Here is a 25481-nt window from a genome sequence, read left to right as displayed (position 1 = left end):
GAGTTGGATTCCTTGACCGGGTAAATTCATATATCTCTTTTTTTGTCAACTTCTAATACTGTACCGACGCTCTAGGGTCAAGTGAAAGTTCGATAGAACAGAAAACAATAAAGAGAGGCTCCATCTTCGAGCCTCTTTTTGTTGCTATGCTAAGCAACTCAAAAGGAGAATTTTTTTAAAATATCGATCGCCCTTTCTGACCCAGATTCAGAAGAATTCTCGCTTTTTCAAGAAGGCGATATATTCACCCCAAAACTATGAAAAAAATCATCATCGGCATCATGGGCCCGGGCGAAAGTGCCATATCAACCGACTTAGAAAACGCCTATCAACTCGGACAACTCATCGCCCAAGCAGGATGGATATTGCTAACTGGCGGCAGAAATGTCGGCGTCATGGATGCGGCCAACAAAGGAGCAAAATCAGCTAACGGTTTAACAGTCGGCATCCTTCCGGGAAATGACACTCGCGGCATTTCTGAAGCTGTAGATATTGCCATTGTCACCGATATGGGAAACGCCAGAAATAATATTAACGTTCTTTCTTCAGATGTAATAATTGCCTGCGGTATGGGCGCGGGGACTGCTTCGGAAATTGCCCTCGCTCTCAAAGCTAACAAACAAGTTATCTTGTTAAATGACAGCGCCGAAAGTCAACTTTTTTTTAAAGGTTTAGCACAATTTAACATCTTTGTGGTAAACAATCCTGTAGAGGCTATGAATCAAGCTCGCGAAATCCTAGCAAATCCAAGATGAAATCTAAGATGAGAGTAAGCAAATTCAACTTTTGTGCGATCGGCATTTTCCTGACTTTGGGGATTTTCGTCACTACCAAAGCAGACGGAAGAATTGCCAAGTTAAGTTTCAGCAATAAACCCACTCAAAAATTAGCACAAACCCTCCCTCCGCCTCCTCCTTTGGCACAGCCTGTTACCGAACAAGAAGCGCCACCTATTCGCAGCGAATCCGTACCCGCTCAAATCGCTTTAGCAACCCATTTGCAGACCATCAAAGCTAGAATGTACGGTGCTTACTGGTGTCCTCACTGTCACACGCAACAAGAACTTTTCGGCAAAGAAGCATTTACCACAATTACTTACATAGAGTGCGATCCCAGAGGCAAAGATGCTCAACCGGATTTGTGCAAAGCTGCCAATATTAAAGCTTATCCCACTTGGGAAATTCGGGGTAAATATTACACTGGCCGGCAATCTTTGGAAAAACTGGCTATTTTATCCGGTTATAAAGGCAGCAGCAATTTTCTGCAACCAGTTCCCTCTCCTTAAAAAGATCTAAATTAGTTCGCACTCGCACTCGCCCACTAAGAAACCGGGTTTTTGAACCGAGATTAACGGTTTTCAGCAATTATTTTGGTTAAAAACCCGGTTTCTCGCCACCCCTGCGTCCTAGACTATAAATGTAAAGTGCTTATGGCGGACCTAAAATTATGATTTTTATGAATCCAACTTCTGAATAATATGAATTGACCTGACAGTGAGCTGGTTATTTAATTGTAATTAGGCGGACAGATAGATGTCAATTTCAGATTAGCAGTTATTCAGGAGACTGAAGCCATGCAGTTACAATTTAGGAACAAACAAATAATCTGGAGCAGTTTGCTGTGCTTTTCGGCAATTGCATTTCCCCTAACGAGCCAAGGTATAACAGTACAAGAAGTACCGAATCCCCGCCAATTAAATAATACTTGGGTAACGGACAATGCAAACATTCTCAGCGATATCACCGAAACTCAACTAAATCAAATAATTTCGGATTTAGAGGCGAAAAACGGCTCAGAAATCGCTGTTGTGACAGTGCCTGATACTAAGCCATCTGCGACACCCAAAGCATTTGCTACAGAATTATTTAACTTTTGGGCTATTGGCAAGAAAGGTAAAAATAACGGAGTTTTATTGTTGATTTCGTCGGGTGAACGCCGCGTTCAAATTGAAACAGGTTCTGGCCTTCAAAGCATTTTACCCGATGCGAAGGTAGTGGGAATTATTAAAACAGAAATTACGCCCCGATTTAAACAGCAGGACTTTGACGGGGGCACATTAGCCGGGACAAAGGAGTTAGTAAATGTTTTACAAACTCCGAGCGTAAATGCTCAATCTCAAACCACGCGGCTTTTGGCTCCACTTGTACCATCTCAAGGGGTGAAACCGTCACCAATACCTAGTCAATCGCCAGTTATTAGCAATAGTATATCCACAGGTGAAGATTCATCGAATCCAATCTATGGCTTACTTGGGTTGTTATTCATAGCATTCATAGCATTTATACCTTGCTTCATTATCTTCAGGATATTTCGCAGCTTATTTTCTCGGACATCTCGTTCCCGCCACCGCCGTTATCCGCGCAATTACAGCAGTAATAATCCCAATTATTGCGGTGGGGGTGGCAACTACAGCATTAACAGCATCGATATATTTCGCAGCTTATTTTCTGGGAAATCTCCTTTCCTCCACCGTTATCCGCGTAATTACAGCAGTAACAGCCACAACAATTACGGTGGGGGTGGCGACTACAGCAGTAACAGCATCGATTACAGTAGCACTAGCGACTACAGCACTAACAGTAGTAGCGATGATTGCGGTGGCCACTACTGCACTAATAACAGCGACTACAGTATTAGCAACAGCAACTGCGGAGGTAGCTTTGGCGGTGGCAACTCCAGCGGTGGCGGTGCGGGTGCCGATTACAGCAGCAGCATTAGCAGTAGCGACTGCGGAGGTAGCTTTGGCGGTGGCGACTCCAGCGGTGGCGGTGCGGGTGCCGATTACAGCAGTAGCAGTAGCGACTATAGCAGCAGCAGTAGCAGTAGCAGCAGCAGCAGCAGCAGTAGCGACTATAGCAGCAGTAGCAGCGGTAGCGACTACAGTAGCAGCAGTAGCAGTAGCGACTACAGCAGTAGTGGGGGTGGGGGTGGGGATTGGTAATTCGGGAATGGAGGGATAAACCGAGTTTTTTTTAACAGGAATTAGTCCCCCTCTCCGGGGACTTCGTGTGTGTAGTTACGGTTTCAACTGCCCCAGTCGCGAGGCAGGGCTGTTTCATTTTCAGGAAAACCGCGATTTTGACTCTTGCGGTGCCAAGAATGCCCGCCCCCACCCACAGATGATTTTATGGGCATTTCAGGCATCGGGGCAACCACGGGGGGTTTGCCCCTACAAGAAAATGAAACGGCCCTACTCGCGAGGGGTTAGCTAACTAAAATAGTCTTCAACTATTTTCAAAATCCGCGAGGCTGCCAAACCGTCCCCAAAGGGATTGATTGCCATTGCCATTGCGTTGTATGCTTCGGAATTGCTGAGCAATTCTGCCGCTGCTGTGAAAATTGTATCAGAATTCGTACCTACAAGTTTAGCAGTTCCTGCGGAAATTGCTTCGGGTCTTTCTGTGGTTTCTCGCAATACTAAAACGGGTTTACCCAAACTAGGTGCTTCCTCTTGTAAGCCACCGGAATCTGTGAGGATTAAATGACATCTCTGAATGGCTCCTACTAATTCTGCGTAATCTAAAGGTTCAGTTAAAAATACTCTTGGATGGTCGCCCAAAAGAGCTTGCAAAGGTTCTCGAACAGTGGGATTTCGGTGCAGGGGTAGCAGTAAAGCTGTCTCGGGAAATTTATCTAAGATTTGGAGAAATGCGCGAGCAATTCCTTGTAAGGGTTCGCCCCAATTTTCGCGGCGGTGAACTGTTGCTAAGATAGTGCGATATTTGCTCCAATCTAAGTTAGGAATGTTGCATTTTGGTTCGCGTTTGGCGACAGAAAGCAAAGCATCGATTACTGTGTTGCCTGTACGGTGAATTTCTCCCAAAACGCCCGATCGCCCTAAATTCTCTTGGGCCAGCTCTGTCGGGGCAAAATGCAGCCGTGTGAGCTGAGATATCAACCGTCGGTTAGCCTCTTCGGGGTAAGGATTGAACACGTCGTCTGTCCGTAATCCGGCTTCTACGTGACCTACGGGTATTTTCTGGTAAAATGCAGCCAAAGTAGCGGCAAACGCTGTCGTTGTATCGCCCTGAACTAAGACGATTTGGGGCTGCAATTCTTTAAACAATGCTTCCAAACCCTGCAAACTCCGGGAAGTAATATCCGTCAAGGTTTGCTGGTGCTGCATAATTGCTAAATCCCGATCGGCTTTTAGATCGAACATTCGCATTACTTGCTCGACCATTTCTCGGTGCTGACCGGTTAAAATTACTTGGGTGTCAAAGGTTGGCGAACTTTTGAACAGTTGAATTACTGGGGCTAGTTTAATCGCTTCCGGGCGAGTTCCTAAGACGATGCAAATGCGGCGTGTGGCTTCGGGCATGGTAAAATTAGGTGTAAGTTTATTCATATTGCCGCCCAAGTGGGGGCGGGTTTTCGAGATTTTGGGTTTTAGGCAATTATTGTCGGTGAAACCCGCCCTTACAGGATTATTGAGATTAGTAGATTTTTGTTAATTGCTCATGCCCTATCGTTACATTCTATTTTATAAACCCTACGATGTTTTAACTCAATTCACTGACAAGTCCAGCGAAACTAAACGCAGCACTCTCAAAGACTATATTCCTATTCCTAACATTTATGCGGTAGGAAGACTCGATCGCGATAGTGAAGGACTTTTGCTGCTAACCGATGACGGACAAATGCAGCACCGCCTCAGTGACCCAAAATTCGCTCATCCCCGCACTTACTGGGTGCAAGTGGAACGAATTCCCGATGCAAGTGCGATCTCCGCTTTGCAGACAGGTGTCACAATTCAAGATTATCGGACTCGATCGGCAAAAGTGCAATTATTGTTAGAAGAACCCCCTTTGCCACCCCGCGAACCGCCGATTAGATTTCGCAAAAACGTGCCGACAGCTTGGCTGGAAATGACTCTCACAGAAGGCAGAAACCGCCAAGTGCGCCGGATGACAGCAGCAGTAGGGTTTCCGACGCTGCGGCTGGTCAGATGTGCGATCGGGCATTTGCGTCTGGAAGGTCTCAAACCCGGTGAATGGCGGGAACTAACTCAAGCAGATTTTAGATTTTAGATTTTAGATTTTAGATTGTTAGATTGGGGAATTACAGTCAACCGTCTTGACGGTCAGGACATTCTTGATAGCTGAAACTATTACTGTGGCTGCATTTCCCTTCTTCCTTCTGCTTACTTTCGAGCCGGCAAAATAAAACTCTCCTTTCCATCCTTATCTTTTTGCACCTGAGCTCCCAACTTGACAAGAGCTTGTTTCGCCCTTTGACGCACCAATTTATCAGTTGTTTGATAATAAATCGTACTCCAAGCATTAAACCGCACCGGTACGCTATCGGGATCTCGGCGCAAATACTCAGCAGTTGCTCGAAACATCGGTGCCATTTTCGGTCCTTCCGGGCTTCCTTGCACCCAATCAGCGGCCATTTCGTGAGAGCGAATTGACTCGGGAATATCCCCCAACAGCAGCAACTCATCAAGACCTTTAGTTCGCCACACTATCCACGATTGGGGATGAATTTGCGGCGAAAGGGAAAGGGCGCTAGTACCGCGCTCAATCAACTCAACAGCAGTTTCAGGCTTTCCCTGATAAAAAGAAATAGCTGTGGAAAGAAACAGGTATATGTCAGTCCACCGCGGGTCGCGCCGCGTAACTATGTCAAAATAATCTTGGCTCAGATTGTAACCCGTCACATTTCGCGCTTCGTCGTCGCCAAAATACTGCAAAAATTTGAGAAATGTCCAATCTGCAATTAAATTGTCAAAGCCAAAACTAGGGAGAGTTTTGAGCATTTTCAGCCGCAGGGCTTCTTGCTGCGCTTCTTGCTGTGCGGCTTGTTTGAAACTCCCAGCAGACATTGCAGAGAGGGGCTTTTGACCCTGCACGCCAACTGGGGACATTCCGCCCAACTCCCCGCTCGACTGCATGGCAACGACCCCCGCCAGCGCTGCTATACCGATAACTCCATTAACGACCAGGCTCAACCACTTACGCGAAAATTGTTCGATTTTAGCTTCCACGGCACTTTCAAATCCAAGTTTTAAATTAAGTTTATTGAAAGAGAGTAATAATTGGTTGGCGATCGACTAAAAATCTCGTTAAACTGTCCAAAGGGATGGTGGAGCCTCCACACAATAGTTTAAGTAGTAGTTTGAGATTTTTTAGCAATATAAAATCTCAAATCAAAAATCTAAAATCGAATTGAGCCAAATTCAATGAATCAAGCCCGCAGACGCTTTTCTAAATTACAGGCAGCCCTGTTCACTGGGGCGATGGCAACAACCGCTTCGATATCTTTACTCGTTCCCGGGCTGAGTCAATCAGTCCGCGCTGAGCTTCAAGATAGCCCCAAAGCTGTCTTAGACGAAGCTTGGCAAATTGTGAACCGAGAGTATGTTGATGGCAGCTTTAACAAGACTGACTGGCAATTGACCCGCCAAGAACTGTTGAGCAAAAACTATACCTCTCGCGAAGCTGCCTACACCGCTCTCCGCAAAGCCCTAGAGAAATTAAACGACCAGTACACGCGCTTCATGGACCCGAAGCAGTACGAAGCCCTGACGAATCAAACCTCCGGGGAACTGACAGGGGTGGGGATGAGGCTGGAAGAAGACGAGAAAACGAAAGCGATTAGGGTAGTCGAGCCGATGGAAAATTCCCCGGCCCTGAAGGCAGGGATTCAAGCGGGCGATACGATTTTGGTGATTGACGGCAAAACTACCAAAGGCATGACTGTCTCGGATGCGGCTCAGGTAATTCGGGGCGAGGAAGGCACGAAAGTCACGCTGCGGATTGCTCGTGAGGGCAAAAGCGAATTTGACATCACTCTGACTAGGGCGAGAATTGAGGTAGCAGCGGTTCGCTACAGCCTCAAGAATGAAGGCGGTAAGAATGTCGGTTACATCCGCTTGCAAGAGTTTAGCTCCCACGCGGGCGAACAAATGCAGGCGGCGATTAAAAAGCTCTCGGCTCAGAAAGCTGACGCTTTTGTTTTGGATTTGCGCGGGAATCCCGGCGGGTTGCTGCGAGTGAGCATTGATATCGCTCGGATGTGGATGGATACAGGGGCGATCGTCCGCACAGTCGATCGCGCGGGCGATTCTCAGGAAATGCGGGCAAACCGCACTGCAATCACTGACAAGCCTTTGGTGGTGCTCGTGGACGACAACTCGGCCAGCGCCAGCGAGATTTTGGCCGGTGCTCTGAAGGACAACAAGCGCGCAACTGTGATGGGCGGCCAAACTTTTGGCAAAGCTTTGGTGCAGTCGGTGCATTCTTTGGCTGACGGTTCGGGATTGGCGGTGACGATCGCTCACTACTATACTCCCAACGGTACGGATATCAGCCACAAGGGGGTTACTCCCGATGTCAAAGTCGAAGTAACTGACGAACAAAAGTTGAAATTAGCTAACAAACCGATGTTGGTTGCGACTCAGGACGATCCTTGCTACGCGCAGGCGATCGCACTTTTGCAAACTACTGCTTCGTCTCCCCGTCCCGTTGCTGGTAAGGAGGCTCTTGTTCCTCAGAAGTAGTTGAAACCGTCAGTCATTAACAATTAGCTTTAAGATAAAACCCGCGCCGGCGGGTTTTGTTTTTTAGTTATTAGTTATAGCAGAAGGAAAAAGGAAGAAGGAGCAAGCGATCGTACCCCTCACCAGAGCGAGACAGTCATTGCGACGAAAGACAATAAACCTTTAGCTTTTCTGACTGTTGTTACTAAAACTCTGACTTCTTAAAAAAGTTGGGTATCTAACATATCTCGCGTTTTACGTTTAATTAGGTTGACGTACTTAACAATCAGAAATTAATATTAAGTCAACGTTAAATTCATCTTAAATTTCAATAATCATGCGTTCTCAACTTCAGTGGCAACCTCAACCAATTCACAACGACATATCAAGTCGAGCCGCAGTCTTGCAGTCATCGCTAACCTGGCATCAGACAACGTTTAGTGGGATCTGGTTTGGTTGTTTTGAGTCCGACGATAACGTTCAAGATCATCCCGTCACCATGCTGACTCGCTTCGATCCGGGTGGGTTTTTCCCGCTACACGGACACCCGGGTGGAGAAGAAATTTTGGTACTCCAGGGTAACTTCGCTGATGAAACTGGTGTGTATCCTCCAGGATCTTATATGCTCAATCCCGAAGGGTTTATCCATCGTCCTTATAGCGATGAAGGTTGCCTGACATTTGTTAAATTACGGCAACATGGTGGAACCACTCGCCAGCGGGTGAAAACGAATATTTACGAGTTGTCCTGGCAGCCCGGTGCTATTCCCCAAATTGAAGTAAAGCCACTTTATGAGCAAGAGGGTTTTCATGAAAAAGTTTGGGTGGAACGCTGGCAACCTGGCACAGCCTTGTCGAACGTAGTTGAATCTGAGGTGAAAGAAATCTTTGTCATCGAAGGCGCTTGGAGTGATGAGTTAGGAGATTACCCAACTGGTAGTTGGCTGCGGTATTCACCCAATTCTCCCTATAGTCCGTCGTCGCCCACCGGTTGTCTGGTTTATGTTAAGACTTATCCTCTAGATTCAACGCGATTTATTGTTGGAGAAGACTTCCGACAGCCTTTTGATATAACTGATTCTTCTAGCTAAGGATTCGCAGTGTAAATTGTTAGACAAAACTTCCCCTTTGCGGGGGCAAGTCTATAATAAAAGCTACTTCGTTTTTGAGGTGTGCTTACTTAGTTGATATTCAACTTATATAGCAATTCTCAATTCCCGAAATTGGCAACTGCTAAAAAATGGTTTGTAATAACAGCCAACTATTTAATCCTACTATAATACTAGCGACTAACCAAGCTACCGCTTTCAGCCAAAATGGATTCACAAACTCTCCCATCAAGCGGCGGTTTGAGGTAAACATTACCAATGGAATTACTGCAAAGGGTAATTGCAAACTGAGAATCACTTGACTGAAAACCAGCAAATTAGTGGTACTGCCTTCACCAAACAGGATAATTGAGATCAAAGCTGGTACAATTGCCACCAGTCGAGTCAGCAACCGCCGCAACCAAGGCCGCAGTCGAAAATTTAGAAACCCTTCCATCACAATCTGTCCTGCTAGAGTTGCAGTCAAGGTTGAATTCTGCCCCGAAGCCAATAAAGCAAAGGCAAAAATTGCACTGGCAGAACCCACACCCAGCACCGGAGAAAGCAGTTTGTAGGCATCTTGAATTTCTGCTACTTCTTGATAGCCGGAAAAGTGAAAGCTGGCAGCAGACAATATCAAAATGGCTGAATTAATAAACAAAGCTATTGACAGCGCTACGGTAGAATCTATTGTGCCAAATTGAATGGCTTCCCATTTTTTATCAGCAGTTTCTTGCCAAGAGCGAGTTTGCACGATCGATGAATGCAGGTAGAGATTGTGCGGCATCACAGTTGCCCCCAAAATACCAACCGCAATATAAAGCATTGCCTGATTTTGCAAAATCTCTAGCTTGGGAACATAACCGAGTAAAACTGCTCCAGCATCCGGTTTTGCAAAAATCATTTCGGCAATAAAACAACCGCCAATAATTGCAATAATGGTAATCACCAAAGCTTCGATATAACGAAAGCCTTTCCCTTGTAAAAATAACACCATTATCACATCTAGCGCAGTGATGCACACTCCCCAAACTAAGGGAATGCCAAATAGCAATTGCAGTCCGATCGCACTTCCAACAAGTTCAGCTAAATCGCAAGCAGAAATAGCAATTTCACAAAGTATCCACAGCAAAAAACTGACTCGCGGACTGAAATAATCTCGACAAGCTTGTGCCAAATCTCGTCCCGTTGCCACTCCTAAACGCACGCAGAGTGATTGCAGCAAAATTGCCATCAAATTAGATAGCAAAATCACACTTAATAGCGCATAGCCAAACTTTGCTCCCCCTGCTAAGTCAGTCGCCCAGTTTCCGGGGTCCATGTAACCGACTGAAACCAAATATCCAGGCCCTGCGTAAGCCAGCATTTTACGCCAGAAACCTTTGCTGTTGGGAACGGGGATGCTGCGGTGGACTTCAGGAAGGCTGGGTCTGTTTTCGGGGTGAGTCATTGGTTTTACCGTTCAATAATTTTCATATTCTTTTCATAATCTCACAAATTCCCCTAAATTCGATCAGTAGTATGGGTCAAAATCTGGCGGAGTCACCGTATATATTAAGTTGTGTATATTTTTGAGGTTGAACCTAGGTGCGCGCGATCGACTATGATGAGGTCGATCGGCAAAAATCACCCTTGTCTGCTAATACTCTATTTCAAAACTCTAGTAGCATTAAAAATAGCTGCTAGAGCTACCCCAACATCGGCAAAAACTGCCTCCCACATTGTCGCTAAACCAAAAGCACCCAAAGCAATAAATATGCCTTTGACTAACATGGCAAAAATGATATTTTGCCAAACAATATTGTGAGTTTTCCGGGCAATTTGAAGGGCTTCAGCCACCTTTGACGGTGCATCTGCCATAATCACAACATCGGCGGTTTCGATCGCCGCATCGGAACCCAAACCCCCCATCGCTATGCCCACATCAGCTCTAGCAAGCACTGGTGCATCATTAATTCCGTCTCCGACAAAGACAATTTTATCGCCTTTTTTAGATTGACCGATCAGTTTTTCGATCGCCTCGACTTTTCCTTCGGGTAATAACTCGGCTAAATAGGAATCTAAACCGAGCTTTTTCGCAACACTATCGGCTACAGCTTGATTATCTCCTGTGAGCATCACGATTCGCTCAACACCCAGTTTCTTGAGGTCGCGAATAGCCTGTACTGCGTCTTCCTTAAGCTCGTCAGCAATCAAAATATACCCAGCGTAGCGGTTGTCTACCGCTAAATGCACGATCGTACCTTCAGCATTGCAGACATCGTGAGCAATGTTTTCTCGGTGCAGCAAACGGTCATTTCCCGCAAGCACAATTTGATTATTTAATTTGGCTCGGATGCCGTGTCCCGCTATTTCTTCGTAATCTTTCACATCCGATGAATCTATTTTTCCGCCGTAAGCTTCCAGAATAGATTTCGCGACTGGGTGATTGGATTGAGATTCTACTTTAGCCGCTATTGCCATTAACTCTGTTTGGGAAAAACCATTCTGAGGCACAATTTGTGCTACTTTAAAAACTCCTTTTGTCAGAGTTCCTGTTTTGTCTAAAACAACTGTCTTGACTGCTGTCAGGGTATCTAGAAAAGTCGAGCCTTTAACCAAAATACCGCGCTTGGCAGCACCGCCAATTCCCCCAAAGTATCCCAGAGGAATGCTAATCACCAATCCGCAAGGACAGGAAATAACTAACAAGACAAGGGCGCGGTAAACCCATAAAAAGCGATCGGCATTAGTTGCTCCTGAAATGAACAAAGGCGGAATAAAAGCCACTGCTAGCGATGCAAATACGACAAAAGGCGTGTAGTAACTGGCAAATTTGGTAATAAATTTTTCAGTTTCAGCTTTTTTACTTCTGGCATTTTCTACTAATTCCAGAATTCGGGAGATTGAAGATTCGCCGAATAGTTTGGTAACTTTGACGGTGAGAACTCCTGTTTGGTTAATTGTTCCTGCTAAAACTGTTTCTCCAACTTTCACGGTTCGAGGTACTGATTCTCCAGTTAGTGCAGATGTGTCAATCTGAGAGTTGCCGTCTATAATTTCACCGTCTAAGGGGATTTTTTCTCCCGGTTTGACAAGGATGATATCGCCGACGGCTACGGTTTCTGGCGAAACTTTTTTGATGTCGCCGTTGTTCTTGAGGTTGGCATAATCTGGACGAATTTCTAAAAGCGATTTGATCGATTGACGCGATCGCCCGATCGCAAATTCTTGAAAAAGTTCTCCGATTTTGAAAAACAACATCACCCCGACTGCTTCAGGGAGTTTGTGAATAGCGACAGCGCCGAGTGTTGCTACAGTCATTAAGAAATTTTCATCAAAAAATCGACCTCGCAAAATATTGCGACCCGCACTGGTTAAAACATTCCATCCGCTTAAAAGATAGGCTGGGATGAAAACCAGATATTCACCTATAGAATAGGGCGTGTTGTGCAGTTTTTCTTCAAAAATTAAACCGCCGATAAACAGTACAACAACTGATATAACAGGAATCAATTCTTGCTTGAGGTTGAAATCTCCGTTGCCGTGGTCGTGCCCGTGGTCGTGCCCGTGGTCGTGTCCGTGGTCGTGGTCATGGTTATGATTCTCATTGCTGTGATTGTGGTCGTCGTGACTGCAACTAGAGCAGCCGGAATCGCTAGATTTGGCTTTTTGCATGGTGTTTTCTGGGTTTTTGTTTATGTCTGATAGTATGAATAGATGTTCATATTATAGGTTAAAAAGATAATTTACTAGATTTTGATTTCAAAATCTAGCTATTTTTTAGAAAAATATTGTTGAGTTTGTAGTGACGGTGAGAACTAATTAATAATAATAACTGTTCTCAATTGCGGGCAAGTAATTACATGGCTGATACACAAAGCTCAAGAAACCGGGTTTTTCAGCGAGATTGAGGGTGTTTGGCGAGTATTTTGGTGTAAAAACCCGGTTTCTGTCTACCCATTTTTTTAAGTATTGTTAAGAGAACATAATCTGTGCTAATCGTCACAGGCAGAAAACATGAAAAAAGGTTTTTGTTGTGAAATAGACATAAAAAAAAGTCAAAAAGCCTGCCGTACCAGGGCAGAAAGATTCATCACCATAAAAGTTATGGCGATGGTTGTTTCAGAAGTATTAGAAAGTTTAGCCATGACTCTACCAAGGCTGAATCTTCTTTTAGCTTCTCCAAATTTTCTGACAAATTGAGTTACGAATTCTCTCGTCTGACTGAGCTTGTTTCTTCTTTGACTTGCTAATATTTTTTGGGGTCTTCCTACAGTAACGCCACTCATCCTAATTCCTCTTTCTTTGCACCAAGCTCGATTTTCCTGCGTTCGATATAGCAAAATCACTTCACCCCTGACAATATTTCGGTCAAAACCGTTTTCTTCTTCATCCAAGGAAAAGGTTCTTCTAATATAGGTAAATTGAAAAATGGACAGAGCTTTTCCCATCCTTCGCCATCACAAACATCAATAATCAACAAAGATTCTGGACGGTATTTAAAATATTCAAGCACATTTCTATAATGTAAATCATAAACATAAGACATTCTATCTTCATTAAACGCATAAGTACCATAAACAGCCGCTCTTAATAATCTTCTGATCTGCATCTTAGTCTCATTACTAGGATCGAAATCAAACGCAGGCCTCTTTGACCAGTGAGCTTCTAAAGACTTTAACCAACATAATTTATTACGCACGGTTAAGATAAACTTACTATCAGGAAATAATTTATCTAACTGAGAATAAAAAGGAGCTACCGTTATATCTGTAATCCCATCATAATCATTGAGAATCGAAAAGTCATACTTAGCAGCCATCAGGTCTTGTAAAATTGTCTCATCATCAGGATAATGAACAACATTAATCCCTAGCATATTTAATGCCATTGTTAAGCTTTTAGTTCCCGTGCGACTCAAACCAATTCCAAAAACTTTCATCTTTTTACTTATCATGGGTCTTTGAATAATAATTTTACTTGAAAATTCTATAGTTTCGGCTAACGTCAAAGGAGCTTTTTCCAAAATATTCATTTGCTTAAGTTCGCGGAGAGCAATATTTGGTAAATTTTCAATAAACCTAGCAATTTCGGGCTGACTTGCCTGCTTGGAAATATATTTTCTTGCATAATTTACACCATATTTAGCAACCAAAAAATCTAAATCTTTTTCTTGTCTTCCCCAATCTTCCTCACAAATAGTTAATTTAGCTTGATGATAATCTTGGCGACTTCTCAGTTCTCTCAAAGCACATTTGGCAAAAATATGGTGATAGAATTGAAAAAAATCATGGATAATGTTAAATTTCTTAAATGCTTTTTTTAGCTTCAGTTTTTTTAGTGCCAGTCCACGAGTTCTTGATTCAGGTCTTAACACATATTTAGCATCATTATCAGGTACTTTAATTGCTTGCATTTCTCTGATTACATCAATTCTAGTAATATGTACACCACAATGAATATGACCTCTGAATTTATCAAGAACATAACAGTCTACGTATGGCAAACTATTGCTGGTAAGGAAAGGAAACATATCCTCCATAATTAAACAATCAGCATCCATGAAGACAACAAAATCACAAGCGTAATTCATTTTCAGCATTTGCTGAACAGCGTGGGCAAAAGGTTTAACATTTTCAATAATATGAACTTGACGAGGCTGAATATTTTTGATAGCTAGGTCTAAGGCTATTTGGGATGTTCTTTCGCCAACAGTTCTAAAAACTAAATCGATTTTTTTCATGGTATTTTAATTCCAAGCCTGAGTTTTTAACTTGGAAAGCTGATAAATTACATTATCACCATAAAAATCAGAAGTCAAGTGCTTGATTTTTCGGTAAATTTATGATAGTGGTGCGAACTTGTACCAATTCTTAAAAGTTATGTAACAAGCGACATATTAGACCTCTTGCATAAGTCTTTTTAATCAAATTTTCGGACGATGCTCAAAGCCCATCCCACAAGAAAAAAAATTGTGGGATGGGCTCTGAGCATCGTCCTAATTATTTTTGCAAGAGGTCTATTAAGAATAATCTCATACCTATTCACCGTGAAGGTACACGCTCATATAGGCTAAAGTAGAAGAGATCCAATATGGCCAACAAATTTCAGGTAGAAATCCAGGAAACGGTTGAGGAACTAGAGCATCGACTCGAACGGCTATAACCGCAGTAAGTAAAGAAAAATTACTGTTATTATACTGGATTGACACCAAAAAAATCAAAACAAGAGAAGAATTAGCCACGATGCTGAAGCGAGACGAATCAACAATATATCGTTCGTTGAAAACATAGTTTCAATGTGGAATTACCGAATTACTCACAGTAAAAAAAGCTTCCGGGAAGACTCTACGTATACCACCAGAAGTCAGAGAAAAATTAATCAAAAAACTGCAAGAACCAGAGGGGGAGACAAGTTATGGCAAATTACAGCTATGGCTAGAAACAGAATGCGGGATTAAAGTGAGCTATAAAATCGTACATGACCTAGTTCATTATAAATTAAAAGCTTACCTCAAAGTCCCAAGACCCCAAAGTAATAAAGTGAACGAAGTTGCACAGACAAACTTTAAAAAAAACTGTGTGAGATTATCAAAGTAATAATTAAATATTTCGGAAAAGGAAAACCTGTAAGGATATGGTGTCAGGACGGTAGTGCTTTTTTGTAAAGGGCGGAGAAAAATAGTATAATCGATCGACGATCGCGACAGAGGAATGATTGAATGAAACTCGATCTAAGTTGCCCGACCTGTGGCTCTGATGACATTATGAAAAATGGGACAACGCGCAGAGGAAAACAAAACCATAAATGTCGAGACTGTGGAAGACAGTTTGTGGAGTATCCACAGTGGAAACCAAAAGACAAAGACATCATCGCATTGGTAAATTTATTGTTATTGGAGAAAATCGCCTTAGCCGGAATAGTCAGAACAGTAGGTGTGTCAGCAAGCTGGCTCCAAAACTATGTGAACAAATATTATCAAGCATGTAGAGCAGCAAGCAGAAGTAGTGCCAAAAGCAATCATGGAAGCTGACGGTTCAAATGGATGAGTTGTGGTCGTTTGTGGATCATAAAGGAAACAAACAATGGGTCTGGATTGCGCTCGATGCTCAAACCAGAGAAATCATCGGATGTAATATCGGAGAGCGTTCACGGGCATCAGCCAGACAACTCTGGGATTCATTACCAGGGGTATATAAGCAGTGCGCCAAGGTGTATACAGACATGTGGGAGGCGTATGAAAAGGTAGTGCCAAGCAAAAGGCATTTTGCGCAAGGATTGGAGACCGGATTAACGAATTATATTGAAAGGCTCAACAACACGTTAAGACAGAGAATATCAAGGTTAGTGAGAAAAACATTATCATTCTCGAAAAAGCTAGAAAATCATATCGGGGCAATCTGGAACTTCATCCACGAATATAACCAACAAGTCAGAAAAAAAATGGGGATTGCATAACAAGATCGATTGTTTTTGTCTGTCCTTTACAAAAAAGGACTACCGTCAGGACGAGAGTAGATTTGGATTGATTACTATGCAGGGCAAAATGATTACATTAAAGGGGGTAAAACCCGTAGGAAAAAAGCAATGGAAGCGAGGCAATTTTTATGTTTATGGAGTCGTAGAGCCAGCAACAGGCGAACAATATTATCAAGAATTTGCTCGCATCGATAGCAACTGTGTTAAAGAGTTTTTAAATGGATTTGGTCAAAAATACTCAGACTATTTCAATCTAATTATTATGGATAATGGTAGTTTTCATAAAGCTCTATTATTAGACTGGCACGACCATGTAATGCCAATATATTTACCTGCCTATAGTCCTGAATTAAATCCGATTGAAAGATTGTGGTCACATACAAAAAAAGACCTAAAGTGGGAAAATTATTCGAGTTTAGATAAACTTAAAGAACAGGTAGATATAATATCAAATCTCTCACGAATGAAGAAGTTTTATCTCTCTGTGGTTGGGACTATATCCTTGAAGCTATATTAAGTGCAGATTCATAGTGAATTGCTATGAGCCGCCTCCTTGTGGAGGGTAAACGCTTAATAGCAGAATTTTCATGGCAAATTTACAATACTCCGAACAATTTTGAGTTGAGAAGAGGTCTGAGAAAAATCATAAGTTGGTTCGATGCTACACCTCCCATTTCAATTCTTCGTTTTCTTTATCGGCAATTTCTTCAAATAAACGCTCCACAGTAGGGTCAAGTTCTTGATGCCAACGCAAATCTAAAGTAATTTCTAAACCATGATTTTGGTAATAATCTGAGCAACGCTTTGATACCTTATGTAAAAATTCTTCTGTATTTTTGTGTTGAGCCTTTACTATTAAAAACTTCGTTCCGTTGTTTCCTCCTACTGGATGATGTTCGTGCTGGTAATATTTAACCATTTGGGGTTGATAGTCTATTTCCAAAAAATCGCAAAGCGTTCTGATGACATTTTCTACATTTGTGGCAAGATGTTCATATTTTATCTTAATTTTATTACCCTTAAAATGACGGTACAATTCTTGGGTTTCATTAATGAGTTCCTTCCAATCATTAATTATTTTTTTGACATTTTTTTGAGGATATTTTCTGGTGCGGGAATTGATAACTGCCCGCCCATCTCTTTGGAGAAATATCAAAAAAGGTTGGGAAGATGTTTTTTGAATAGTGGCTATTTGTTCTTCTAGCCAAGAAGTGTTTTTTGTAGAATCAATTACAATTGGCTTTTGTGTTTTGAGCGATATTTGTTCGTATAAGTCTAGGTGAGTGCTAGTAATAAAATCTTTCCAAACTGGACAATTGATACCACAAAGGTTGCAAGTTCTTTTTATGGGGTAGTTTGTATTTTGCATGAATCTGGCTTTCCTTGCCTCTCCCGAGTAGAAACAATCCTGATGACTTCCCAGTATAAGTCCTAGAAGCGTAGAGCCAGAGTGACCAGCGCCACAGATAAAACAAACCTTTTGATTGATTCTTGATCCAGAATTTAGCACCATATCGCTGTAAGAAATAAATTGCTTTGGGAAAATATTTTAGAACTTTAATTAACACACAATTTCACTGACGGAATATCAAAACACTGAGTTGTTAATCCTTCACACTGCTGTTTTGACCATTACGGCATCAATTGGCCAAGCTTGTAGTCATACTCAGGAGGCTCAAATTTTCCCATGCCAGAACTAGGATTAAGGGTTAGCTCACCAAAGATATGACGGCCAATATCCTAAAAATCGACGCGTAAAAATGGCTGCTCGCTTGCTAAGGTTTCAGCCATATCAATTATAACAGTAAAGTTTGTAGGTTTCATCAGTTCTCCCCGAGAGCGGGGGTATTCTTCACCTAGAGCTAAGTCGAGAATCTTAAAATTGTTTTTATACTCGGACTTATCCCCAGGCTTCTTGAACTTTTTGGCTAACATTTTTTAATTGCTTTGGTTCTTGTTTAGCCCAGTCTTTGATTTGGGCTTTCTGCGAAGAGTTAAATAGTGCCTCTTCACCTCTTCCTGGTTTATTATAAAGTCCTATCATTCCCTCTCATTCCCACCGAGTGAACCACTTATAGAGTGTCTTATAACTTATTCTGAAAATATTCATTAACTCTCTTTTTTTTACTCCTTGCGAAGCTAATATGAGGCAATGTGCACGCGTGACGTACCTGATGATGTCGGCTTTGGCGATGAATTCGAGTCGAGCAATTTAGACAAAAGAGGATTTATTTTCCTGATAAACATCATAGGAAATTCTAATTAACTCATAATTTTGCCTGGAATATCCTTCTACTATGTATTTGTGTAATTAATTCTGTCTAATACCAATTCACCATGAAGGTACACGCTCATATAGGCTAAAGTAGAGGAGATCCAATATGGCCAACAAATTTCAAGTAGAAATCCAGGAAACGGTTGAGGAACTAGAGCATCGACTCGAACGGGCTATAACCGCAGTAAGTAAAGAAAAATTACTGCTATTATACTTGATTGCCACCCAAAAAATCGGTGTTGCTTAATCATGGTATGAAAAAAATAAGTTGAAAATCCAAACGCTTTGTGAATACTGGTTTCTATGACGGGCATATTTAGCCTTTCATACCGTAAATCAGCAACGCCCATTATTCCTTCTACTGAAGTTATTGGTTAATTGATATCCGGATTAAAGCAGATTAGTGGGATTGGGATTTTTTAACCGCAGATATCAGCAGATGAACACAGATGCACGCTGATGGGATTTCTGAAGTGTTTCAACTCTGACTTAATTAGCTATTCATCCGCCGGATAAATTCTAAAGGCAAACCATCAGTATCGGCAATAAAAGCTACTTCGTAAACATTTTGCCCGATCGCCTGTTGAGTCGGTTCTAATAAAACTTTCAAAGCTTGAAACTGGTTTGGTTGGTCTTTAGCAGCTTCCTCAAACCGCTCTTTCAAAGACTGCAACCAGCTAGGCAAGTCAGTTGTCGCCTCAGTTAAATCAAAAGATAAATGATAATATCCAACATAATGCTCGTCTCCAAAAGCATCCGGTGCGGGTTTGGGTTCCGGGATTTGAATGAGTTCGATGCGTCCGTTAAGGCCTTCCATCCAACAGGCTAGGGTGTAACCAGTAGTAAAGCGATCGCTCACAGTAAATCCCAACTGTTCGTAAAAGGCGATCGCCCGGTGTATGTTAGCAGTGCGAATCGAGGCGTGGTGCATTCGATTTTAGATTTTAGATTTGAGAATGGAAGTAGGAATTACAGCTTTGGATTTGAGATTTTAGAGGGTAAATTCGGAATTCGGAATTATAAACGGTCGCAGCATCTTTAGCGCGAAAGCAATAGAGCCTTCTTCCCTCTTCCCTCTTCCCTCTTCCTAACATCCGTTACAGAATCCGTTGCCGAACTTCCCTCTTCCTTCACTTATTCACTTATTCAAACAACCGAAAATAGGGATATCTAATCGGAACTCCCGGCTCTTTTTCCAAATCAAAATTAATCACTTCCCAGCAAGGGTCTTCTTGGGGATCGGGGCTAAAATCCACAGGCAAACCGTACAGCCTCGGCCGGGGCGATTCCGACTGGCCGCGCCAAGGCGTGCTGCGTTCCAAATAAGCGCTGATTAAGTCGCGATAGCGTTGGGCAACGATCACGCGAGTTGCTCGGTACCCTTGAGTATAGAGTCGATCGAGCGCCTCGTGAATTTCAAACCGAATCCCGTCCGGGTGCGTGTGCTGGCGATACCATTCACCCTCCCAGCGACGCCAGTGCCGCCCAGACTGAAGGTGAACCAGTTCCCCCGTTTTTGGATCTGCCTCAAATGCCCCGTGACGCGGACACAAATAGGTATCCGTGAGCGTTAGAGCCGGAATTGTTTGGCGACAGTGGGGACACTGAATTTCCGGGCCAAACATCGGGTATTGCAAGGCAACTTCAATCATTTATTTGCGTCCCAGCATATTTTCTCTGCAAAAGTGCCAAATACTCTTATTATATCCCGTATCAACAACCAGCTAATCTCCTAGAAGTATAACGATCGAGCAACAAATGAGCAATCTCAACGAACTTATGCCTGCACTTCCTTCCTATTGGCCCAGGCCCGATCTATCCCAAGCGGCTTTTGTTGCTGAAGGCGCTGTTGTCATCGGCAGGGTAGAGGTGGCTGCAGGCGCTAGTATCTGGTACGGGGCGGTGGTGCGGGCGGATGTAGAGCGAATTGCCATCGGCTCAAGTACCAATATCCAAGATGGAGCAATTCTGCACGGCGAGTCCGGGAAACCGACGGTTTTGGAAGATTTCGTGACAGTCGGACACCGAGCCGTGATTCACTCAGCTTACATTGAACGGGGTTGCCTGATCGGGATTGGGGCGATCGTCCTCGATGGAGTCAGGGTGGGAACAGGCTCTATCGTCGGTGCAGGGGCGGTTGTCACCAAGGACGTTCCCCCTCACACGCTAGTTGCGGGAGTGCCTGCCAAACGCCTGCGGGATGTCTCTGAGGAAGAAGCCGCCCAGTTGGTGGAACACGCTAAGCGTTACGAAAAGTTGGCTTTGGTTCACGCGGGGAAAGGAACTGATTTGGGATTTGATTAGTTGATAGAATAAGATTTTCAGCAAAAAACTATTAGTTTTCAATGGCTTACACCGCGCAAAAAATCCTAACTTTTGAAACATTCCTCGATCGATATTGTGACAACTTCCGCTACGAGCTCGCTGACGGAGAATTAGTTGACATGGAACCAACAGGCCCGCACGAAACCGTCAGCGGTAAACTAGCAACTCAAATCGGCATCGCCATCGACGCCGAAAAACTACCCTGGTTTATTCCCCGCACTTGTTTGATCCGTCCATTTTCAGATGCAGCTACTGCCCGCCGTCCCGATATTGTCGTATTAGATGAAACTGCTATTGTCAGCGAACCTCTTTGGGAAAGAGAACCTGTGATTACGCTGGGGCGATCTGTTAAATTGGTGGTAGAAGTAGTTAGCACTAACTGGGAAACAGATTACGCCAGAAAAGTTGAAGAATATGCTCTTTTAGGAATTCCAGAATATTGGATAGTTGATTATCGCGGATTGGGAGGCGTGGCTTTTATCGGTAAACCAAAACAACCTACTATCACCGTTTGCCAACTGATTGACCAAGATTACATCCAGCAACAATTTCGCCTCGGCCAACCGATTATTTCTCCTCTGTTAAAAAGCTTGCAACTTCGCCTAGATGATATTCTGCCACGTTAGGCGATCGCTGAACCGATTTTAGATTTTAGATTTTAGATTTTAGATTTTAGATTGGAGAATTGATGAATCCGGGAACGCTGAACCCAATTGCTTTAACTCAACAATCAACAGTCAACAATAGTCGGAAATATCGGGATTCGTTCGCGCGATAAAAGTTTAAACTTAAATAAAAAAGTTCGTCAAGTCTCGATCGAGCGCTAAGATCAATCACATGAATAACGATCGCACATCCAATCCAAACATCCCCCCGCACACCTGGAAACGTCCCATCGGCCTCGGTTGGGAGAATCCCTATACAGTCCGCTATGCAAGCAATCTCGACGACGGGCCCTGGCACGGAATGCCTCTGGGCGGGTTCGGTGCCGGCTGCATCGGGCGATCGTCCCGCGGCGACTTCAACCTCTGGCACATTGACGGCGGCGAGCACATTTTTCGCAGTTTGCCCGCTTGTCAGTTCAGCGTTTTTGAAGAAACTCAAGGTAACAAACAAGCTTTTGCACTGTCCACTGAACCGCCTACCGATGGCAGTTTATCTAGTTGGAAATGGTATCCTTGCGAAGGAAGAAGGAAGAAGGAAGAAGGAAGTTCGGCAGCGGATTTTGTAACGGATGTAACGGATAGAATACACCAGGATGAAGGGAGAGGGGTAAAGTCTAATTCTGGCACTTATCATGCTTTGTATCCGCGCAGTTGGTTTGTTTACGAAAATGTGTTTGAGGCTAAATTAAGCTGCGAGCAATTTTCGCCAATTTTGCCGAACAATTATCAGGAAAGCAGTTACCCCGTTGCCATGTTTGAATGGGTGGCGCACAATCCTACAGATGCGCCGATTACTCTCAGCATCATGCTAAGTTGGCAAAATATAGTCGGTTGGTTTACTAATGTTAATAAATCGCCGGAAGTGATGGTGCGAGATGATGGCAGTCCATTTTATGATTATCAATCCCGGTGGGGAGAAAGTGCCGGAAATTTGAATTTGCTGGTGGAAGATTTTCACCGCATCGGTTGCCTGATGACGCGGTTGACTGCTGAGGACGAACCGCAAGAGGGGGATGGACAATGGGCGATCGCAACTATTACTAATCCCGCAGTAGAAGTATTCTATCAAACTCGCTGGAACCCGGCGGGGAACGGTGACGATATTTGGCGCAACTTTTCTGCTGAAGGTTTCTTGTTGGATGACAGAGACGAGACAGCCGCAGCCGCAGGAGAACAGTTGGCTTGTGCGATCGCAGTTCGCTTTACTATTCGACCGGGAAAAACGCGCAAAATCCCCTTTATTATAGCTTGGGATTTGCCCGTTACTGAGTTTGCATCGGGAGTTTGGTACTACCGCCGCTATACAGATTTCTTCGGCCGCAACGGCAAAAATGCTTGGCCGATTATTCGTACTGCAATGAAGCATTCCGATACTTGGCGCGAAAATATCGAAGCTTGGCAAAAACCGATTTTAGAACGGAAAGATTTGTCAGACAGTTTTAAAATGGCGCTGTTTAACGAGTTATACGCCCTGACTGACGGCGGTACTCTTTGGAGTGCGGCTGACGAACGCGATCCGAAGGGTCAATTTGCGGTTTTGGAGTGCATAGATTACCGCTGGTACGAAAGTTTGGACGTGCGGCTTTACGGTTCTTTTGCTTTGTTGATGCTGTGGCCGGATTTAGAAAAGTCGGTGGTTTTAGCGTTCGCTAGGGCAATTTCTGCCGGAGACGATACGCCGAGAATTATTGGCTGGAATCAAGCTTCGGCTATTAGAAAAGCTGTCGGGGCGACGCCGCACGATTTGGGTGCTCCCAACGAACATCCTTGGGAGAAAACGAATTATACCAGCTATCAAGATTGCAATTTGTGGAAGGATTTGCCTTGCGATTTTGTGTTGCAGGTTTATCGTGACTTTTTGTTGACTGGCGGCACAGATTGCGAGTTTCTGCAAGAGTGTTGGCCGGCAATTGTTGAGGCTTTAGCTTATCTGAAAACTTTTGATGAGGATGGGGACGGAATTCCTGAGAATTCTGGAGCACCGGATCAGACGTTTGATGATTGGCAAATGCGGGGAATAAGTGCGTACTGCGGGGGTTTGTGGTTGGCGGCGCTGGAAGCTGCGATCGCGATCGGCGAAATCTTGGAAGATGCAGCACCGGAGATAATTCCTAACCCTCAAGCAAAGATTGCATTATATCACAGTTGGCTGGAACAAGCAAGACCGAGCTATCAAGAAAAACTGTGGAACGGTCAATACTACCGTTTGGACAGCGAGAGTAAATCGGAAGTGGTGATGACAGACCAACTGTGCGGTCAATTTTACGCGAAACTGTTAGGACTTCCCGATATTGTGCCGCCCGAATGTGCAGTCAGCGCTTTAGAAACTGTGTACGATTCTTGCTTTTTGAAATTCAATGATGGCGAGTTCGGTGCGGCGAATGGGGTAATGTTAAACGGTTCGCCGGAAAATCCGAATGCGACTCATCCTTTAGAAGTTTGGACGGGGATTAATTTTGGGTTGGCGGCTTTTTTGGTACAGATGGGAATGGAGGAGAAAGCGTTTAGATTGACGGATGCGGTGGTGAAACAGATTTATGAGAATGGGTTGCAGTTTCGGACTCCGGAAGCGATTACGGCGGGGGGAACTTTTCGGGCGAGTCACTATTTGCGGGCGATGGCTATTTGGGCGATTTACTATGTGATGAGTTTGAAAACCGCAGATGCAGGCAGATGAACACCGATAAACGCAGATATTATCTGATTGATCTGCGTTTATTGGCTTTTATTTGGGTTGAAAATAAGGCGCGATCGATTTACTAAATTATGGTAAAGTCTTGTATGTCGATCGCACTAGCTTGCACTCCATTCAAAGCAGCCAACAGTTGACCGTTCTGACCAATCCTGATGAAAGCTGCATTAGGGTTTTGGGTAATACTAAGTTGAGCAAAAGTTAGACCGCCCGCTAACACCAGTAAATCTTCACCTTTGGTGAAATTAGTAATTATATCGCTGCCTTCACCTGCTGTTAAAACAAAGCGATCGCGCCCAAAGCCACCGTTGAGAATATCATTTCCCAAACCCCCAATCAGACAATCGTCACCTTTGCCGCCGTAGAGAGTATCGTTGCCCTCATCGCCGCACAGTTTATCAGAACCGCCGTTGCCAAAGATCAGATCGTTGCCAGCAGCGCCGCACAGGGAATCTGGCTCGCCGTTAAAGTCGATCGCGCTGTCTCCTAAAATAGTATCGTCCCCGTCGCCGCCGCAAATGCTATCACTGCCGCGATCGCCCAACAGCAGATCCTTGCCTGTACCCCCCACCACAACATCATTGCCTTTGCCCCCGTAAACCGTATCGTTGCCCTTTCCGCCGCTTAAAGTATCAGCAGCATCTCCCCCGTTCAAGAAGTCGTTGCCAGCACCGCCAAACAGCAAATCGCGTCCAGTCGAATCAGGGTTAGACGGGTCAAAACTGCCTCCAAACAAGCAGTCGTTACCCTGATCCCCAACCAGAGTGTCATTGCCTTTGTCGCCCCAAATCAAGTCATCCTCTTTGCCGCCGATCGCCACATCATTGCCCTTACCCGCGAAAATGCGATCGTTGCCCGCATTGCCGTTGAGGTAGTCATTGCCACCGCCGCCAAACAGCAAGTCTTTGTCTGTATCCGGGCCAATGGGGGCATTGGCGGGCAGTCCGCCATAAATATTATCGTTGCCCCTTTCACCCCGCAGAATGTCGTCGCCGTTGAAACCGTTGATAGCGTCGCTGAGATTGCTGCCGGTGAGGAAATCGTCGCCGTCAGTGCCGTTGAAAGTGCGATCGACTGAATTCGGGCCCGGAATCGAATCGATCGCGGGTAGGGTAATCTGTTCGCAAATGCAATCAGTATCCCCGCCGCGAACGCTGTCAGAGTCAACAGGAGTTTCCGTGGGAGTTTCAGTTTCCGTGGGAGTTTCCGTGGGAGTTTCAGTTTCCGTGGGAGTTTCAGTTTCTGTGGGAGTTTCAGTTTCTGTGGGAGTTTCAGTTTCCGTGGGAGTTTCCGTGGGACTTTCTGTGGGATTTTCCGTGGGATTTTCCTTTGGATTTTCGGTTGGAGTTTCCGTGGGATTTTCCGTGGGAGTTTCCGTGGGATTTTCCGTGGGATTTTCCTTTGGAGTTTCCGTGGGATTTTCCGTGGGATTTTCCTTTGGAGTTTCCGTGGGAGTTTCCGTGGGATTTTCCGTGGGATTTTCCTTTGGAGTT

22 protein-coding genes and 2 pseudogenes are annotated in these 25481 nt (G+C 44.1%); 12 read left to right on the top strand and 12 right to left on the bottom strand.

All coding sequences use genetic code 11. The features are described 5' to 3' along the window. The first annotated feature begins 257 nt into the window (after positions 1-257). From QUB30_RS17645 to QUB30_RS17635, 3 genes are all read left to right on the top strand, one after another. Positions 258-755 (top strand): TIGR00725 family protein, encoded by a 498-nt coding sequence (locus tag QUB30_RS17645; protein WP_333335698.1) that lies wholly within the window; start codon positions 258-260, stop codon positions 753-755. 8 nt (positions 756-763) lie between these two features. Next, positions 764-1285, top strand: coding sequence for a hypothetical protein (locus QUB30_RS17640; protein ID WP_333335695.1), 522 nt, complete (start codon positions 764-766; stop codon positions 1283-1285). A gap of 288 nt (positions 1286-1573) precedes the next feature. Beyond that, positions 1574-2941 carry a TPM domain-containing protein gene (locus tag QUB30_RS17635; RefSeq protein ID WP_333335692.1) on the top strand — a complete coding sequence of 456 codons (1368 nt, stop codon included), beginning with the start codon at positions 1574-1576 and terminating at the stop codon, positions 2939-2941. A 267-nt stretch (positions 2942-3208) separates the two neighbouring features. Here the strand turns inward: QUB30_RS17635 and wecB are convergent, their stop codons facing one another. Beyond that, positions 3209-4321, bottom strand: a complete 1113-nt coding sequence (gene wecB, locus QUB30_RS17630; protein ID WP_445300513.1) for a non-hydrolyzing UDP-N-acetylglucosamine 2-epimerase — start codon at positions 4319-4321, stop codon at positions 3209-3211. Positions 4322-4460: 139 nt separating this feature from the next. On the opposite strand from wecB, the gene QUB30_RS17625 reads away from it, so the two are divergent. After that, a complete protein-coding gene (locus tag QUB30_RS17625; protein WP_333335686.1) occupies positions 4461-5030 on the top strand; it encodes a pseudouridine synthase in 570 nt (189 codons plus the stop codon). Positions 5031-5143: 113 nt separating this feature from the next. On the opposite strand, the gene QUB30_RS17620 is transcribed toward QUB30_RS17625, so the two are convergent. Then, positions 5144-5989: a hypothetical protein gene (locus QUB30_RS17620; protein ID WP_333335683.1), complete on the bottom strand. Its 846-nt coding sequence runs from the start codon at positions 5987-5989 to the stop codon at positions 5144-5146. 195 nt (positions 5990-6184) lie between these two features. Here QUB30_RS17620 and ctpB point away from each other — a divergent pair, with 195 nt between their 5' ends. Beyond that, positions 6185-7504, top strand: a complete 1320-nt coding sequence (gene ctpB, locus QUB30_RS17615; protein ID WP_333335680.1) for a carboxyl-terminal processing protease CtpB — start codon at positions 6185-6187, stop codon at positions 7502-7504. Positions 7505-7820: 316 nt separating this feature from the next. Further along, on the top strand, positions 7821-8573 hold the full coding sequence (locus tag QUB30_RS17610) for a cupin domain-containing protein (protein WP_333335677.1): 753 nt from the start codon (positions 7821-7823) through the stop codon (positions 8571-8573). 142 nt (positions 8574-8715) lie between these two features. On the opposite strand, the gene QUB30_RS17605 is transcribed toward QUB30_RS17610, so the two are convergent. From QUB30_RS17605 to QUB30_RS17590, 4 genes and pseudogenes are all read right to left on the bottom strand, one after another. Beyond that, complete coding sequence (locus tag QUB30_RS17605) at positions 8716-10020, bottom strand: Nramp family divalent metal transporter (RefSeq protein ID WP_333335674.1); 1305 nt, start codon at positions 10018-10020, stop codon at positions 8716-8718. Between the two features lie 197 nt (positions 10021-10217). Continuing rightward, the gene (locus QUB30_RS17600; RefSeq protein WP_333335671.1) at positions 10218-12227 is read right to left on the bottom strand and encodes a heavy metal translocating P-type ATPase; all 2010 of its coding nucleotides are present in this window, start codon (positions 12225-12227) and stop codon (positions 10218-10220) included. Positions 12228-12637: 410 nt separating this feature from the next. Beyond that, a pseudogene (locus QUB30_RS33890) lies at positions 12638-12841 on the bottom strand (transposase); the annotation flags it as partial. Between the two features lie 56 nt (positions 12842-12897). Beyond that, positions 12898-14295, bottom strand: a complete 1398-nt coding sequence (locus tag QUB30_RS17590; protein ID WP_333335665.1) for a sulfotransferase family protein — start codon at positions 14293-14295, stop codon at positions 12898-12900. Between the two features lie 978 nt (positions 14296-15273). Between QUB30_RS17590 and QUB30_RS17585 the strand changes: the two genes are divergently transcribed. Continuing rightward, a protein-coding gene (locus QUB30_RS17585; RefSeq protein WP_445300510.1) for an IS1 family transposase occupies positions 15274-16010 on the top strand; the annotation gives its coding sequence in 2 pieces (ribosomal slippage) (positions 15274-15564 and positions 15567-16010; 735 coding nt in all). Further along, positions 16003-16548 carry an IS630 family transposase gene (locus QUB30_RS17580; protein ID WP_333335661.1) on the top strand — a complete coding sequence of 182 codons (546 nt, stop codon included), beginning with the start codon at positions 16003-16005 and terminating at the stop codon, positions 16546-16548. Before QUB30_RS17585 ends, QUB30_RS17580 begins: the two co-directional genes overlap by 8 nt. Before the next feature lie 144 nt (positions 16549-16692). Here QUB30_RS17580 and QUB30_RS17575 read toward each other — a convergent pair whose 3' ends face one another. The 3 genes from QUB30_RS17575 to QUB30_RS33885 all read right to left on the bottom strand — a co-directional run bounded on the left by QUB30_RS17575 (position 16693) and on the right by QUB30_RS33885 (position 18207). Further along, on the bottom strand, positions 16693-17544 hold the full coding sequence (locus tag QUB30_RS17575; protein WP_333335658.1) for a sulfotransferase: 852 nt from the start codon (positions 17542-17544) through the stop codon (positions 16693-16695). A gap of 387 nt (positions 17545-17931) precedes the next feature. Continuing rightward, entirely contained in the window at positions 17932-18075 is a 144-nt protein-coding gene (locus QUB30_RS17570; RefSeq protein WP_333335655.1) for a hypothetical protein, read from the bottom strand. Positions 18076-18081: 6 nt separating this feature from the next. Then, positions 18082-18207, bottom strand: a complete 126-nt coding sequence (locus QUB30_RS33885; protein WP_445300512.1) for a helix-turn-helix domain-containing protein — start codon at positions 18205-18207, stop codon at positions 18082-18084. A gap of 205 nt (positions 18208-18412) precedes the next feature. On the opposite strand from QUB30_RS33885, the gene QUB30_RS17565 reads away from it, so the two are divergent. Further along, a complete protein-coding gene (locus QUB30_RS17565) occupies positions 18413-18553 on the top strand; it encodes a hypothetical protein (RefSeq protein WP_333335652.1) in 141 nt (46 codons plus the stop codon). A gap of 246 nt (positions 18554-18799) precedes the next feature. Here QUB30_RS17565 and QUB30_RS17560 read toward each other — a convergent pair whose 3' ends face one another. Both QUB30_RS17560 and QUB30_RS17555 read right to left on the bottom strand, forming a co-directional pair. Continuing rightward, positions 18800-19237 (bottom strand): VOC family protein, encoded by a 438-nt coding sequence (locus QUB30_RS17560; RefSeq protein WP_333335649.1) that lies wholly within the window; start codon positions 19235-19237, stop codon positions 18800-18802. Positions 19238-19448: 211 nt separating this feature from the next. Then, entirely contained in the window at positions 19449-19958 is a 510-nt protein-coding gene (locus tag QUB30_RS17555) for a TIGR02652 family protein (RefSeq protein ID WP_332957361.1), read from the bottom strand. Between the two features lie 106 nt (positions 19959-20064). Here QUB30_RS17555 and QUB30_RS17550 point away from each other — a divergent pair, with 106 nt between their 5' ends. From QUB30_RS17550 to QUB30_RS17540, 3 genes are all read left to right on the top strand, one after another. Next, entirely contained in the window at positions 20065-20610 is a 546-nt protein-coding gene (locus tag QUB30_RS17550; protein WP_333335644.1) for a gamma carbonic anhydrase family protein, read from the top strand. A gap of 41 nt (positions 20611-20651) precedes the next feature. Beyond that, positions 20652-21257, top strand: a complete 606-nt coding sequence (locus QUB30_RS17545) for a Uma2 family endonuclease (protein ID WP_333335641.1) — start codon at positions 20652-20654, stop codon at positions 21255-21257. A 211-nt stretch (positions 21258-21468) separates the two neighbouring features. Beyond that, on the top strand, positions 21469-23973 hold the full coding sequence (locus QUB30_RS17540) for a GH116 family glycosyl hydrolase (protein ID WP_333335638.1): 2505 nt from the start codon (positions 21469-21471) through the stop codon (positions 23971-23973). A gap of 82 nt (positions 23974-24055) precedes the next feature. Here the strand turns inward: QUB30_RS17540 and QUB30_RS17535 are convergent. After that, positions 24056-25481: pseudogene (locus QUB30_RS17535) on the bottom strand (Ig-like domain-containing protein); the annotation flags it as partial.

Source organism: Microcoleus sp. BROC3 (assembly GCF_036702515.1).
Lineage (GTDB): Bacteria > Cyanobacteriota > Cyanobacteriia > Cyanobacteriales > Microcoleaceae > Microcoleus.
This window is presented reverse-complemented; position numbering and strand designations above follow the sequence as displayed.